At 72.1% G+C, this 13060-nt stretch carries 16 protein-coding genes; 5 read left to right on the top strand and 11 right to left on the bottom strand.

The features are described 5' to 3' along the window. Nucleotides 1-33: 33 nt before the first annotated feature. Nucleotides 34-861: a PepSY domain-containing protein gene (locus IE264_RS16975; RefSeq protein ID WP_032754963.1), complete on the bottom strand. Its 828-nt coding sequence runs from the start codon at nucleotides 859-861 to the stop codon at nucleotides 34-36. Between the two features lie 192 nt (nucleotides 862-1053). Between IE264_RS16975 and IE264_RS16970 the strand changes: the two genes are divergently transcribed. From IE264_RS16970 to IE264_RS16955, 4 genes are all read left to right on the top strand, one after another. Beyond that, complete coding sequence (locus tag IE264_RS16970) at nucleotides 1054-1302, top strand: DUF6296 family protein (RefSeq protein WP_099128232.1); 249 nt, start codon at nucleotides 1054-1056, stop codon at nucleotides 1300-1302. 180 nt (nucleotides 1303-1482) lie between these two features. Further along, a complete protein-coding gene (locus tag IE264_RS16965) occupies nucleotides 1483-2244 on the top strand; it encodes a DeoR/GlpR family DNA-binding transcription regulator (RefSeq protein ID WP_015606666.1) in 762 nt (253 codons plus the stop codon). Further along, a complete protein-coding gene (gene pfkB / locus IE264_RS16960; protein ID WP_032754503.1) occupies nucleotides 2241-3188 on the top strand; it encodes a 1-phosphofructokinase in 948 nt (315 codons plus the stop codon). The genes IE264_RS16965 and pfkB overlap by 4 nt, the downstream gene beginning before the upstream one ends. A gap of 130 nt (nucleotides 3189-3318) precedes the next feature. Beyond that, entirely contained in the window at nucleotides 3319-5319 is a 2001-nt protein-coding gene (locus IE264_RS16955; RefSeq protein WP_032754501.1) for a PTS fructose transporter subunit IIABC, read from the top strand. Here IE264_RS16955 and lepB read toward each other — a convergent pair. The 3 genes from lepB to IE264_RS16940 all read right to left on the bottom strand — a co-directional run bounded on the left by lepB (nucleotide 5296) and on the right by IE264_RS16940 (nucleotide 7128). After that, nucleotides 5296-6090: a signal peptidase I gene (gene lepB, locus IE264_RS16950; RefSeq protein ID WP_032754499.1), complete on the bottom strand. Its 795-nt coding sequence runs from the start codon at nucleotides 6088-6090 to the stop codon at nucleotides 5296-5298. The two genes, IE264_RS16955 and lepB, sit on opposite strands and share 24 nt — an antisense overlap. Before the next feature lie 101 nt (nucleotides 6091-6191). Continuing rightward, entirely contained in the window at nucleotides 6192-6506 is a 315-nt protein-coding gene (locus IE264_RS16945) for a hypothetical protein (RefSeq protein WP_015606670.1), read from the bottom strand. 112 nt (nucleotides 6507-6618) lie between these two features. Continuing rightward, on the bottom strand, nucleotides 6619-7128 hold the full coding sequence (locus tag IE264_RS16940; RefSeq protein ID WP_032754497.1) for a mycothiol transferase: 510 nt from the start codon (nucleotides 7126-7128) through the stop codon (nucleotides 6619-6621). Nucleotides 7129-7201: 73 nt separating this feature from the next. On the opposite strand from IE264_RS16940, the gene IE264_RS16935 reads away from it, so the two are divergent. After that, nucleotides 7202-7567, top strand: a complete 366-nt coding sequence (locus IE264_RS16935; RefSeq protein ID WP_015606672.1) for an iron chaperone — start codon at nucleotides 7202-7204, stop codon at nucleotides 7565-7567. A 6-nt stretch (nucleotides 7568-7573) separates the two neighbouring features. On the opposite strand, the gene IE264_RS16930 is transcribed toward IE264_RS16935, so the two are convergent. The 7 genes from IE264_RS16930 to IE264_RS16900 form a co-directional block, all read right to left on the bottom strand. Then, nucleotides 7574-8581: an alpha/beta fold hydrolase gene (locus IE264_RS16930; protein WP_032754495.1), complete on the bottom strand. Its 1008-nt coding sequence runs from the start codon at nucleotides 8579-8581 to the stop codon at nucleotides 7574-7576. Nucleotides 8582-8724: 143 nt separating this feature from the next. After that, nucleotides 8725-8958 (bottom strand): hypothetical protein, encoded by a 234-nt coding sequence (locus IE264_RS16925; protein ID WP_015606674.1) that lies wholly within the window; start codon nucleotides 8956-8958, stop codon nucleotides 8725-8727. 6 nt (nucleotides 8959-8964) lie between these two features. Then, on the bottom strand, nucleotides 8965-9636 hold the full coding sequence (locus IE264_RS16920; RefSeq protein WP_015606675.1) for a TNT domain-containing protein: 672 nt from the start codon (nucleotides 9634-9636) through the stop codon (nucleotides 8965-8967). Between the two features lie 194 nt (nucleotides 9637-9830). Next, nucleotides 9831-10346, bottom strand: coding sequence for a lytic polysaccharide monooxygenase auxiliary activity family 9 protein (locus IE264_RS16915; RefSeq protein WP_015606676.1), 516 nt, complete (start codon nucleotides 10344-10346; stop codon nucleotides 9831-9833). A gap of 276 nt (nucleotides 10347-10622) precedes the next feature. Further along, entirely contained in the window at nucleotides 10623-11327 is a 705-nt protein-coding gene (locus IE264_RS16910; RefSeq protein WP_031126561.1) for a DUF4230 domain-containing protein, read from the bottom strand. A gap of 87 nt (nucleotides 11328-11414) precedes the next feature. Continuing rightward, entirely contained in the window at nucleotides 11415-12203 is a 789-nt protein-coding gene (locus tag IE264_RS16905) for a DUF4389 domain-containing protein (RefSeq protein WP_032754493.1), read from the bottom strand. A 132-nt stretch (nucleotides 12204-12335) separates the two neighbouring features. Beyond that, nucleotides 12336-13037, bottom strand: a complete 702-nt coding sequence (locus tag IE264_RS16900) for a VanZ family protein (protein ID WP_032754491.1) — start codon at nucleotides 13035-13037, stop codon at nucleotides 12336-12338. Nucleotides 13038-13060 lie beyond the last annotated feature (23 nt).

The following is a 13060-nucleotide window of genomic DNA, read 5'->3' as shown; positions in this document are numbered from 1 at the left end:
CACACCACCGAGATCAGCACCGTCCGGGAACGGTCAGTCGTTGTCGGTCTCCTCGCGGACGATGGTGTCGTTCTTGGCGTCCACGTCGAACGTGGTCTTCTTCCAGTCGGAGCCGACCACGTCGACCGACCAGACCACACCGTTGCCGTCGTTGTCGTCGAGGCCGACGGAGGTGACGGTCCCCTTCTTCTTCTCCGTGGCGACCTTGGCCGCCTGCTCGGGCGTCTGCGTGGCCTGGGCGAGCCGGTCGGCCGTCTGCTTCTTGTCCTCGGCGTCCTGGTCCGCGTCGACGCGGGCCTCGATCACCTTGCCGTCGACCGCGTTGATCCGCACGGTGTGGACCGTGCCGTCCTTCTCGGCGACCTCCGCGACCCAGACGGGGCCGTCGGCGCCGGGGCTGGCACTCGGCGAACCGGTCGCGGCCGGGCTGCCCGTCGGGCTGGCACTGCCGGTGGGGCTGGCGCTGCCGGTCGGACTCCCGCTGCCGCTCGGGCTCGGGCTCGGGCTCTCGTCGCGGTCGTCGTCGTCCACACCCTCAAGATCCAGATCGACGAGCTTGCCATTGGCCACTTCGCCGACCGCGGTCGTCGCCGCGTCGTCGAAGGTGACCTTGGTGGCGTCCAGCACCCTCTTGCGTTCCTGCTGGTCCTCGGTCAGCTCCGCGGTGGCCGACGGGGAGGCCGTCGTCTTCTGCGGAAGGACCTTCGCGGCTTCGGTGGCCGCGGACGTCGCACTGTCCGAGCTCTGACCACAGGCCGTCAGCAGGAGAGCGGCGGCCGCCAGGCAGGCAGCGGCACCGGTCGCCCTGAGGTTGCGGGAGCGTAGGGAAAGACGGTTGTTTCGTCGGGGCTCAAGTCTCATGTACACATGCCTAGCCCTTGCCGGGACCAGTCATGTTGTCCTACCGGCCGGAGTCACCCGATCGACCGGACGGCTCCGCCCGTTGGCCGTCGCGAACGGCCCTCACCCCTCCGCTCCCCGGGCGACTCGCGCGCGGGTGGGAAACAATGGGGTCAGGGCCGGATGTCGTCATGGCCCGGCCGGGAGGCCCTCATGGAGCACACGGAGCGTTACGAACTCATCTTCCAGATGTCCGGCGCCGAGGACGACGTGGTCGCCGTCCGGCTGACCGACCGGACCGGGGCGGGCGGATCTCCGGTGTACGAGGACGAGACGGGGATCGTCCGCGCCGAGATCAGCGACCGGGGCGAGGTGCGGATGCTCGCCAGCGGAGGACATCAGGTCCCCGGCACCCCGCTGCTCGCCCGGCCGCTGGGCGAGGGCGTTCCGGGGAGGCGCTGAGCAGACGGACACGGCGGGGCGCACCGGTGGACGGTGCGCCCCGCCGGCGTATGCGCGCCCCCAGACTCGTCCGCACCCGCTCATGCCCACTTCTCGCCCGAATGTGTTTACTTTCCCGAACCTCGGACGTAACCTGAGCGCGAAACCACAGACTCGGGCATGAAACGGATACGAAACCACATGTACGCACCGGAGCGTCAGCAGGAGATCCTCCGCCTCGCCCAGGAGAGCGGCCGGGTCGATGTGCTCTCCCTGGCCGAGGAGTTCCAGGTGACCGCCGAGACCGTCCGGCGGGATCTCAAGGCGCTCGACCGGGCCGGGCTGCTGCGCCGGGTGCACGGCGGCGCCATCCCGGTCGGGCGGCTCGACTTCGAGCCCGATCTCGCCGAGCGCGACGCCGTGGCCGCCGACGAGAAGGACCGCATCGCGCAGGCGGCGCTGGCCGAGCTCCCCGCGGACGGGAACGTGATCATCGACGCCGGGACCACGACGGCCCGGCTCGCCGCGGCCGTCCCCGTCGACGCCACGCTGACCGTGGTGACGCACGCGCTGCCGGTGGCCGCGCGCCTCGCCGACCACCCGGGCATCGCGCTGCATCTGGTCGGCGGCCGGGTCCGGCACCGGACGCGGGCGGCGGTCGACGCCTGGGCGCTCAGCTCGTACGGAGAGATCAGCGCCGACGTCGTCCTCCTCGCCACCAACGGCTTCGCGCCCGACAGCGGCCTCACCACACCCGACCTCGCCGAGGCCGCCGTGAAGCGGGCCGTGATCAAGGCCGCCCGCCGGGTCGTCCTGCTCGCCGACTCGGGCAAGTTCGGGCAGCGGCACTTCGCCCGCTTCGGTGACCTCACCGATGTGGATCTCCTCATCACCGACACGGGCCTCAGCCCCGACGACGCCCGCTCCATCGAGAGCCGGGGCACGGAAGTAGTACGCGCATGATCCTCACCGTCACCCCCAACCCCAGCCTGGACCGGACCTATGAGCTGCCGGAGCTGGTCCGCGGCACCGTCCTGCGGGCCACGGCGGACCGCGTCGATCCGGGCGGCAAGGGCGTCAACGTCTCCCGCGCGGTCGCGGCGGCCGGCCACCGCACGGTCGCCGTCGCCCCGATGGGCGGCCCGGAGGGCGCACTGCTCGCCCGGCTGCTCGGCGAGCACGGCATCGAGGCCGCCGGGGTGCCGGTCACCGGCAGCACCCGGATCAACATCACGCTCGTCGAACCCGACTCCACCCTCACCAAGATCAACGCCGCCGGGCCCGAGCTCAGCGCCGCCGAGGCGGAGGACGTCCTGGAGGCGGTGCGGACCCGCGCCGCCGCCGCCGACTGGATCGCGTGCTGCGGGAGCCTGCCGCGCGGGCTGCCGCCGCAGTGGTACGCGGAGCTGGTCGCGCGGAGCCACCGGGCCGGTACGCGGATCGCGCTGGACACCTCCGGTCCGGCCCTGACGGCGGCCCTGCGGGAGGGGCCCGATGTGATCAAGCCCAACTCCCAGGAGCTCGCCGAGGCCGTCGGCCGCCCGCTCGCCACGGTCGGCGACGCGCTGGAGGCCGCCGAGGAGCTGCGTGCGCGGGGGGCCCGGTCGGTGCTGGCCAGCCTGGGGGCCGACGGGCAGCTGCTGGTGGAGGCGTCGGGCGCGTACTTCGCGACCGCCCGGGTGGAGACCGTACGCAGCAATGTCGGCGCCGGGGACGCGTCCCTGGCCGGCTTCCTGACGGCGGGCGGGCAGGGCCCCGAGGCGCTCGCCTCGGCCGTCGCCCATGGGGCGGCGGCGGTGCAGCTGGCGGGGAGCCTCATGCCCACCCCGGCCGATCTCGACCGGTCGGCGGTCGTGGTGAGCGCCGATGTCCCCCTGGACCGCCCGCTGACGGAGCCCGCCCCATGAGCCCTCGTGAACACCCGTGCACGCCCGATGACCGGCGCGTCCCCCACCTCGATCCCCACCCCCCGCACGAGCCCACCGCCTTCCGTCCCCCCAACCGCCGCAGGGCGGTCCCCGAGCAAGGAGCACCGCGATGAGTGAGCTGATCACCGCGGAACTGGTCGACCTCGATCTGTCCGCAGCAACGAAGGACGCCGCCGCGAGGTCGCTCGCCGAGCGGATGGTGGCCGCACACCGCGTCACCGATCTCGACGGCTTCCTGTCCGATGTCGCCGCCCGCGAGGCGCAGATGCCGACGGGCCTCGACGGCGGGATCGGCATCCCGCACTGCCGGAGCGAGCATGTGAGCGCCCCGACGCTGGCGTTCGGGCGCAGCGCCTCGGGCATCGACTTCGGCGCGGCCGACGGTCCCGCGGACCTGATCTTCCTGATCGCGGCACCGGCCGGGGCGGACGACGACCACCTGACCATCCTGTCGGGGCTGGCCCGCAGGCTGATGGACCCGGAGTTCACCGCCGCCCTGCGCGCCGGGAACGACCCGGGCACGGTCGCCGCGCTGATCCGGGGCGAGGAGCCGGTGCCGGAGCCCGAAGCCACGACGCCGATACCGGCAGCCGGAGAGGCCGCCCCCGCCGGGGACGACGCCCCCTTCCGGATCGTCGCCGTCACCTCCTGCCCCACCGGTATCGCGCACACCTACATGGCCGCCGAGTCGCTGACGGCGGCAGGGCTCGCCGAGGGCGTCGAAGTGACGGTGGAGACCCAGGGGTCGGCCGGTTTCAGCAAGCTGGACCCCGCGGTCATCGCCCGGGCCGACGCGGTCATCTGGGCGCACGACGTCGAGGTGCGGGAGAAGGCGCGCTTCGGGGGCAAGCCGCTCGTGGACGTCGGGGTGAAGGCGGGCATCAACCGGCCCGCCGAGCTGATCGCCGAGGCCCGCCGCAAGGCGGAGCGCGGTGAGATCGCCGCCGTACCGCAGGGCGGGGACGGGCCGGAGAGCGGTGCGGACGGCGGGTCCGGTGCGGAAGGTGCGCACTTCGGGGTCCGGCTGCGTACGTATCTGATGTCCGGCGTGAGCTACATGGTGCCGTTCGTCGCGGCGGGCGGGCTGCTGATCGCCCTGTCGTTCGCCATCGGCGGCTACGAGATCGTGGACGCCAAGTCGGTCGCCGACCACTTCGTCTGGGGGCAGCTGGACAGCTGGGCCGCGCTGCTCAACCAGATCGGTTCCGCCGCCTTCGGCTTCCTGGTGCCGGTGCTCGCCGGGTACATCGCGTACGGGATGGCGGACCGTCCCGCGCTGGTGCCCGGTTTCGTCGGCGGAGCGATCGCGCTCACCGTCGACGCGGGGTTCCTCGGCGGTCTCGTCGCCGGTCTGCTGGCCGGTGCGGTGGTGATGGCCATCCAGCGGGTCCCGGTCCATGCGACGCTGCGCGGGATCATGCCGGTGCTGGTGATCCCGCTGATCGCCTCGGCGGTCGTCGGGTTCCTGATGTTCATCGTCGTCGGCAAGCCGATCGCCGCGCTGCAGAGCGCCCTCACGGACTGGCTGAACGGCCTGTCGGGCTCCAACGCGGTCATCCTCGGTGTGGTCCTCGGCCTGATGATGTGCTTCGACATGGGCGGCCCGCTGAACAAGGTGGCGTACGCCTTCGCGGTCGGCGGTCTCGCCGATCCGACCGACGGCAGCCTCAAGGTGATGGCGGCGGTCATGGCGGCCGGTATGGTCCCGCCGCTGGCGATGGCCCTGGCCACCACCGTACGCAAGAAGCTGTTCACGAAGACCGAGCGGGAGAACGGCCGGGCGGCCTGGGTGCTGGGCGCCTCGTTCATCACCGAGGGCGCGATTCCGTTCGCCGCCGCCGACCCGCTGCGGGTGATCCCGTCGGTGATGGCGGGCGGCGCGGTCACCGGTGCGCTGTCGATGGCCTTCGAGTGCACCCTGCGCGCTCCGCACGGCGGCATCTTCGTCGTGCCGCTGATCGGTGAACCGTTCCTCTACCTGCTGGCGATCGCCGCCGGCACCCTCGTGGCGACCGCACTGGTCGTCCTGCTCAAGGGCGCCCGCCGGACGGTGGCGGCCCCGGAGGCGGGGGCCGAGGTCATCGGCTCACGGGTGGGCGTCAGCGCCTGACGTCGCCCGGCGGCGGCGCAGCAGGACGAGCGGGACGGCGGCGGCCACGGCCGCCGCCGGTCCGGGGAGCAGGGCAGCGCCGGCCGCGGTGGAGAAGGTGGCGGGGACGGGCAGGGTGCTCCAGCGGCCGACCGGCCAGGCGACGACGACGGCGCGGCCGACGACCTCGTCCTCCGGGACCATGCCGTCGTTGCGGTCGTCGCGGTGGTAGCGGGAGTCCGCGGACGCCTGGCGGTGGTCGCCCATCACCCACAGCTCGCCCTGCGGGACGGTGACCTTGAAGGTGCCCCTGCCGTCGTTGCTGCACGGGGTGTTGCCGGGGAACACATAGGGCTCGTCCAGCGCCTTCCCGTTGACCTTCACCGGTCCGTCGCCGTCGCACTCCACGGTGTCACCGCCCACGCCGATCACCCGCTTGATGAGGTCCTTCTCCTCGGCCGACGGCATCACGCCGATGAAACTGAGCACCTTCTGCACGGTGTTGGGCGGGTCGACGGCCACGCCGTCCAGCCAGTCGTCCGGGTCGTGGAAGACGACCACCTCGCCCCGTTCCGGCTCGGATCCGAACCACGGGGTCAGCTTGTCGACAAGGACCCGGTCGCCTTTCTGCAGGGTGTTCTGCATGGATTCCGACGGGATGGAGAAGGCCTGCACCAGGAAGGTCTTGATGAGCAGGGCCAGCACCAGGGCGACCCCGATGAGGAGCGGAAGCTCCACCCAGAACGGCCGGTGCCTGCCCTTTCCCGCCCGCCGTGCACCCGCACGCACCATTACGCCGCTCCTCGCCCCGTGTCCCCGCGCACCCGCCCCCGGTGGGGAACGGATCTTGTCGGGTCACTCTATGGGGCGCGGCGGACGCGGCGGGTCGCCGCTCAGGTCGCGGACGCCGGGGGCGGTGCGGCGGGGGCGGCGCCGTCCGGCGGGAGCGTGGCTCCGTCGCCCCGGCGTACGGCCTCGACCACGCTCTGGTGGAAAGCGCGGCTCTCCTCCTCGGAGGCGCACGGCACGGGGCTGCCCGCCAGGGTGAACCAGTCCGACGAGCCGCTGTACTGCACGGCCACCGACGCCTGGCCGTCGGACCAGGTCGTGTGCACCGTGAGGTCTCCGCTCAGGATGCCGGCTTCTTCGGTGCGGACTCCGCCTGTTCCCGCGAAGACACCGCTGGTCGTCCACGATGCCCAGCTCATGACGTGTCGCCTTTCGGACGATGACAAGCCTCTGCGGCGGACTGCTTCCGAGTATGGCACCGCTGTTGGGAGGGTGCACGGGGTGCGGAGGCAGTTCGTCCGCGGGCCGGTCTCACGCGCGCTCCCGTACGCCCCGGACGAATGCCGCCTGACCCGCGTGCTGGAGGTCTTCGGCGATGACGCTGATCAGCCGGACGCCCAGGGTCACCGGGGGTGACCACGCCTCGTCGACGATGCGGTCGAGGGCGCGGCCGTCGAGTCCGCGGACGAAGTCGAGGGTCTGCTCGTGGACCGCGTCGTAGTAGCCGAGGAGCAGGTCGGCGGAGTCGACGCGGACGGCGGCGACCTCGTCGGTGCTGTGCCCGTATCCGGTCGCCGCCTCGTCGAACGGGAGCCCGAAGCGGTCGGCCCAGCCCTTGGTGAGCCAGACCTGGCCGGTGCCGGCGACGCCGGCGATGTGGTCGTCCTGGATCCGGGTGAGGTGCCAGATCAGCCAGGAGATCGAGTTCGCCCCGTCGTCGAGCCGGGCGTTGAGGTCGTCCGCCGAGAGCCCTTCGGCCGCCGCGTGCACCGCTTCCCCGACCCGGTCGAACGCCTCGGCCAGCATGTTCGCACTGTTCATCCGCTCACCTTCGCCTCCTGGCCCGTGCGAACCGCGCTCCGACACACGCGCGCCGCCCGCTTAGGATCGGCGCATGGTCCAGAGCCGTGCGGAAGACGTCGATCAGTACCTGGCCGAGCTGCCGGACGCCCGCCGGGGTGCGCTCACCGAGCTGCGCGCGCTGTGCCGCGCGGAGCTGACGGGGTTCCGGGAGGTGATGGCGTACGGCATGCCCGCCTACGAGCGGGACGGGACCGGCGAGGTCGCCTTCGCGAGCCAGAAGCAGTACATCTCGCTCTATCTCCTGCGCACGGATGTCCGGGACGCGTTCGCGGACCGGCTGGCCGGCCACGACATGGGCAAGGGGTGTCTTCGCTTCCGCACCCCGGAGAAGATCGACTTCACGCTTGTACGGGATCTGCTGCGGGCGACGGCGGCGACCCGCGGCCCCGCCTGCTGAGCAGGTCTACCGCAGCCCGCTCAGCCACCGGGTCAGCAGCCGGTTGACCTCGTCGGGGCGTTCCTGCTGGATCCAGTGGCCGCAGCCTTCGAGGATGTGGGCGGCGGACAGGCCGGGGAGAGTGGTCGGGTAGGCGTCGATGGCGTCCGCCATCCATGTGGTGGAGGCGTCGAGCGCGCCGCCGATGAAGAGGGAGGGCTGGGTGATGGGCGCTCCGTGCCAGGCGGCGAGGTCCTCCCAGTCCCGGTCGACGTTGCGGTAGCGGTTGAGGGCGCCGGTGAGGCCGGAGCGTTCGAACTCCCCGCTGTAGACGTCGAGGTCGGTTTCGGTGAGCCAGGCGGGCAGCGGGCCGAGGGGGAAGCGGTCGGCGAGCCGCGCGCCCGGGGGTACGAAGAAGAGCCTGCCGTGCTCCTCGGGGGTGAGCGTGGAGCCGGTCAGCCCGGTGTAGAAGCCGGCGAGCCAGCCGCGTACGTCCCCTTCGATCTCCGCCTCGGCCCTGCCGGGGGCCTGGAAGTAGCTGACGTAGAACTCCTCGTCCCCGCCGATCCGGGCGAAGCCGTCGGTGGGGCGGTGCTCCCCGCGCGGGGAGTACGGGACGCTGAGGAGGCCGACGGCGGTGAAGACGTCCGGCCGGAGCAGGGCGCTGTCGGCCGCGATGGGCGAGCCCCAGTCGTGGCCGATGACGGTGGCCGTCTCCTCGCCCAGGGCGTGGACGACGGCGGTGTTGTCGGCGACGTGGGCGAGCATCCGGTACGCGTCGGCGGCGGCGGGCTTGGCGGAACGCCCGTAGCCGCGTACGTCGATGGCGACGGCCCGGTATCCGGCGGCGGCGAGCGCGGGGAGCTGGTGACGCCAGGAGTACCAGGACTCGGGGAAGCCGTGGACGAGGAGGACGAGGGGGCCGGTGCCCTGCTCGACCAGGTGGATGCGGCCGCCGGGGGTGTTCACCAGGCGGTGGACCGCGCCGGGCGGGGTGGTGGAGTCCGCCGGGGGCACGGGGGCGGGCTGCGGCATGGGTCCTCCTCGGGCGCCCCGGGCGGGCGGGGCGGTCGTGACGGGTGCGGTCGGGCGGCCGGGCCGGAGCCCGGCCGCCCGGTCACGATCATTCGGGGGTCTCCGCCGCCCGCACAAGGATCTTTGCCGGACCGGCAAAGGGGTCAGACGAGCAGCCGCAGCAGGTGTGCGCAGGCGGCTGCCTCGTCCGGGTGGTGTGCGAGGACTTCGTCCCGGCCGCGTTCGTACGCGCCGGTCTCCCATCCGCCGTCCGCCGCCCGTCGCACGAAGAGGAAGTCGGGCGGGGTGGGGACCGGCTCGTGGACGCCTTCGATCCGGTAGTAGCCGCCGGGGATCCCGGCCTCCACGAGTGCGGCGTGCAACGCGTGACGGTCCATCGGGGGTTACGCGCCCGCGGACGTGAGGTAGCCGTGGTCCAGCAGCCACTTCACGTTCAGCCGCTCGCCCTCGCCCGGGTTCAGGAAGACGGCGTCGAGCTTGATCTGCTGGCCGCCGCCGGGCTGCTCGAACCACGGGGCGATGCTGCCCTGCCAGACCCAGAAGGGCTTCGCCACCTTGTAGACGCGGTAGTCGCAGGGGGTCGCCGCTTCACGGGTGTTGAGGTTCTGCGGGGGCAGGGCGCGCTCGGCGTAGGCGTCGCCGGCCGGGGCCAGGTAGCCGCCGTACTCGGAGCCGAAGCGGTCCAGGCGCTGGCCTGGGCGGAGCTTGGAGGGCTCCTTGTCGATCTCGCCGTTGACCTCGGCGAAGCCGTCGTTGGGCGGGTACTTCCAGCTTCCGGTGTCCGCGGGCCCCTCCCAGTACTTCTTGAGGAAGGCCTGCGGGGACAGCTCTCCGGTGCGCTGGTAGCCCTTCAGGAGCGGGCCGACCGGGGCCAGGCGCTTGTTCGGCAGCCACTTCGGGCCGAGCCGGGCGTCGCCGCGGTATTCGCCGGTGCAGGGTTCGTGCCGCTCGGCGGCCACCGGGGCGTCGGGCTGCGGGGCGGCGTTCGCGGCGGGGGCGGTGATCAGTCCGGCGGTGATGCCGAGCGCGGCAAGTACGGTACGCATGCGGTTCATTCAGGAATCCCCTCAAGCACTGATGATCAATCAGACAGCTGACGAAGGGTAACCGCTCGGCTACCTGGAGCAGCCGCGCCATGCCGCTTTCCGGCCATGACGGACCGTGCCGGTCCTTGGGGGAACAGCACCGCGCCCCGGCCGGGTGGAGCTGGGGCCCGGCCGGGGCGCGACGGATGGAACAGGGCCTGCGGTCAGCTGACGTTGACGTCGATGCAGGCGTAGAAGGCGTTGACGGTGTCCGCGATGTTCCAGACCGCGAGGACCTTCTGCTGACCGGTCTTGTTGCCGAAGTCGACCTGATGGGTGACGGTCGCGCCGGGCTGCGCGCCGCCGTCGTCGAACTCGGCGATCTTCTCGCCGCCGACGAAGTACTGCCAGGTGCTGGTCGAGTGCCGGGCGGTGAGCTTCCACTCGAACTGCTGCGAGCGGTTCACCGGGGTGACCGCCCAGCCCTTGGAGTCGTCGTCGAGTTCGGCGAACCCGCTGTTGCCGCCGCTGCAGCTGGTGAGCCCCTTCGGGCCCTCGACACTCTGCGGTTCGTAGCTGATCGAGCCGCAGCTGACCGTGCCGGCGGCGCACTGCGCCTGCCTGCTGGGCGGGTTGGAGATGTAGCCGTGGGCGCTGGCGGAGCCCGCCGGGAGGCTCAGGGCGAGGACCGGGGCGAGAACGGCACCGACGGCGAGTGCGGTCTTCCTTTTCGCGTGCATGCTTCTCCTTCACATGAGACCGCACCGCGCGGTGGCGGGCCGTGGGGGGCCCGGCTTAGGCGGCGAGGCCTCGCGAGTGTGGGGCCAACGAGGCGCGAAGGGCTGCAAGTCCCTTGCCGGACAGGCCTGATGACCGGTACCGGAAAGGCCTTGCACTTGGCCTAGACCATACTCACCGTCGCGTACGCGTCAAGGGTGGGGCGCCTGGGGCGGGAGGGACGCCGGCCGGGCGCGGTCCGCGACGGACGGTCACCGCGCCGGGCCGTGGGGGCACCATCAGCCCTGGTCGTCGCCGTAGCGGACCGTGACGCGCTCGAAGCCGAGGGAGCCGAGCAGCCCCTTCAGCATGTCGGCGGTGTTCTTCTCGGCGCGGGCGGTCAGCCCGCTCTCCTTCGCCGCCTCACCGATGTGCCGGACGGCCAGCTGGTTGACCGCCTGTTCACTGCTCGGATTGTCGGAGAAGAGGTCGCCGAGCCGGTCGAAGAGGCCGCGCTGTTTGGAGACGGCGTAGGAGCGGTCCGGGTCCAGGGCCGGCTTGCCCAGCACCGCGCGCGGCAGGCGGATCTCGGCGGTGGTGCGGTCCTCGTTGATGACCACGCCGTCCTCGCCGACCTTGCCCAGGTCGACGGAGGCGTCGACGGTGCCCGCGCCGACGAACAGGGTGCGGGTGCCGCGTACCGCGTCGGGCAGGAACTTCGCGTCCTTCTCCAGGTCGACGACGACCTGGAAGTTGCCCGAGGCCGCCTCGTACGCGCTCATGTCCTGGATCGACTTGAGGACCGCGGGGCCCGACCGGTCGTGGGTCTCCTCCCCGAAGAGGCCGTCGAGGCTCGGCAGCAGACTGAGCCTGCCGCCGGCGAACAGCAGGGCCAGGACCGCCGCGCCGATGCCGACGATCTTCAGCACTCCCCGCCCGGGTCGGGGCGTGCGCTTCTTCCCGCTCTGCGGGGCGGGATCCGTGGTTGCGTCGCTGGACGTCATGGACTGCATGTGACCCGCCGACGCGTTTTCAACCCATCTCCCCTGCGAAATGGGCCAGTTCGGGTAGACGGATGCAGACGAGGGGCCTCACGGGCGGCCAGACAGCTCCGTGGTGTCGTCGGAGGTGGTGGAGGTGGTCACCGATGTGGTGACGTTGCCCGCGATACCGAGCACCAGGAAGAGCACCACGAGCCACTTGCCTGCGCTGCTCATCACCAGCGGCCGGGTGGCGGAGCGGGAGTGCCCCTGCGATACGGCGAGGTCGTCGTCGCCGAAGAGGCCCTTGGGGTAGGCCGGGGTGAGCATCATGGCGTACGCGGTGAACCGCATCCGGTAGCGCAGAGTGGCAGCCGTCGCTTCGAACAGGGGGCGCGGCATCCGGCCGAGGACGAGCGTGATGAGCCACCAGACGAAGGACAGCGCCCACCACCCGTAGACCGCGAGGCTCTGCACGATCGCCGCCGGGATCATCAGGAAGATCCGGAAGAGGACCGCGAGCCGGTTGAGGGCGGTGGGGCGTACGTCGATCTGGACCGGGTAGTCCGGCGGCGGCGTCAGGGCGAAGGGCGGGTAGCGGTCGATCAGCAGCATCTGGCTCGCCGACACGCGCATGTCGTACCCGAGGAACCGGGCGAGGAACCGGAAGACGGGGTCGGGCAGCCGCCCCAGCACCAGGGCGGCGAACCAGCCCACGATGACGGTGAAGAAGGCCGCGATGTGCAGGACGAAGAGCACGACGAAGTGGGGGATCAGCAGGAGCAGGCGCAGCAGGACCGTCAGCCGGCGCTGGTGGCCGGGCTCGACGATGTCGAGGACGGGCCTGAACTCGTCGGCGTCGGCCTCCTTGCGGCCCGGGCTCCATCGGCCGTCGGCCATGACGCTCCTCCTCGGCAGGGGGTCCGTACGGCATCCGCGCGCAGGACGTGCCCCCACGCTGCGGCCGCCCGGGACGGCCCGCAAACGGCCGCGGCCCGAACGGGTGGGAGGAGCGTGTGTCGGCCCCTGTGGTCAGCGCCTGCGGAGCCGGTCCAGCAGGGCGCGGCCGGAGCCGGGCCGGTCGCCGTCGCCGTTGTGGCGCCCGCCCGAACCCCTGGCCTTCCCCAGGCGTGTGCCACCGGTCCCCGCCCCGGCCTTGGACGGTTCCTTCGCCTTGGCCGTGGCCCGGGTCTTCGTCCCGGTCTTCGCCGGGGCCTTCGTCCCGGTCCGGGAGGCCGTCGCCTTCGCCGCGCCCTTCGGCTGCGGGGCGGGCTTCTCCGGCTCGGCCAGGGGGGTGTGCGCGTGCGCGTGGTAGTGGTGGCTGATCCGGCGGCCCACCAGCAGGTAGGCGAGCAGGGCCCCCGCCGTGTTGAGGATGACGTCGTCGATGTCGAAGGCGCGGCCGGCGACCAGGGCACCCTGGATCAGCTCCACGAGGACCATGACGGCCCCGGTCAGCAGCGTCATGCTGATCATCCGCAGGCGGCGCGGCACGATGAACGGGAGCAGCAGCCCGAAGGGCACACCGAGCAGCAGGTTTCCGCCCGCCTGCTTGCACGCGGCGAGGAAGGTGTAGTCCTCGGCGTACTGGCGCAGCGACCGGCCCGGCTGCAGATTCGATGTGACGATGTCCTCGGAGGCCGGTGACGGGGTGAGCGTCACCTTGGCCAGGAACAGGGAGAACGCCACCAGCCCCAGCAGCACCACCGTCAGGACGGTCACCCTCAGCAACACGCGTAGCCATGTCCCCTGTCGCG

It is taken from the genome of Streptomyces microflavus, assembly GCF_014650075.1.
GTDB classification, from domain to species: domain Bacteria; phylum Actinomycetota; class Actinomycetes; order Streptomycetales; family Streptomycetaceae; genus Streptomyces; species Streptomyces microflavus.
This window is presented reverse-complemented; position numbering and strand designations above follow the sequence as displayed.

Coding starts and splice junctions, on each gene's coding strand:
- IE264_RS16930 (WP_032754495.1), bottom strand. CDS start 8,581: ATGCCGCAGCCCGCCCCCGTGCCCCCGGCGGACTCCACCACCCCGCCC.
- IE264_RS16935 (WP_015606672.1), top strand. CDS start 7,202: ATGGTCCAGAGCCGTGCGGAAGACGTCGATCAGTACCTGGCCGAGCTG.
- pfkB (WP_032754503.1), top strand. CDS start 2,241: ATGATCCTCACCGTCACCCCCAACCCCAGCCTGGACCGGACCTATGAG.
- lepB (WP_032754499.1), bottom strand. CDS start 6,090: ATGGTGCGTGCGGGTGCACGGCGGGCGGGAAAGGGCAGGCACCGGCCG.
- IE264_RS16920 (WP_015606675.1), bottom strand. CDS start 9,636: ATGAACCGCATGCGTACCGTACTTGCCGCGCTCGGCATCACCGCCGGA.
- IE264_RS16915 (WP_015606676.1), bottom strand. CDS start 10,346: ATGCACGCGAAAAGGAAGACCGCACTCGCCGTCGGTGCCGTTCTCGCC.
- IE264_RS16925 (WP_015606674.1), bottom strand. CDS start 8,958: ATGGACCGTCACGCGTTGCACGCCGCACTCGTGGAGGCCGGGATCCCC.
- IE264_RS16975 (WP_032754963.1), bottom strand. CDS start 861: ATGAGACTTGAGCCCCGACGAAACAACCGTCTTTCCCTACGCTCCCGC.
- IE264_RS16955 (WP_032754501.1), top strand. CDS start 3,319: ATGAGTGAGCTGATCACCGCGGAACTGGTCGACCTCGATCTGTCCGCA.
- IE264_RS16945 (WP_015606670.1), bottom strand. CDS start 6,506: ATGAGCTGGGCATCGTGGACGACCAGCGGTGTCTTCGCGGGAACAGGC.
- IE264_RS16965 (WP_015606666.1), top strand. CDS start 1,483: ATGTACGCACCGGAGCGTCAGCAGGAGATCCTCCGCCTCGCCCAGGAG.
- IE264_RS16940 (WP_032754497.1), bottom strand. CDS start 7,128: ATGAACAGTGCGAACATGCTGGCCGAGGCGTTCGACCGGGTCGGGGAA.
- IE264_RS16970 (WP_099128232.1), top strand. CDS start 1,054: ATGGAGCACACGGAGCGTTACGAACTCATCTTCCAGATGTCCGGCGCC.
- IE264_RS16905 (WP_032754493.1), bottom strand. CDS start 12,203: ATGGCCGACGGCCGATGGAGCCCGGGCCGCAAGGAGGCCGACGCCGAC.
- IE264_RS16910 (WP_031126561.1), bottom strand. CDS start 11,327: ATGACGTCCAGCGACGCAACCACGGATCCCGCCCCGCAGAGCGGGAAG.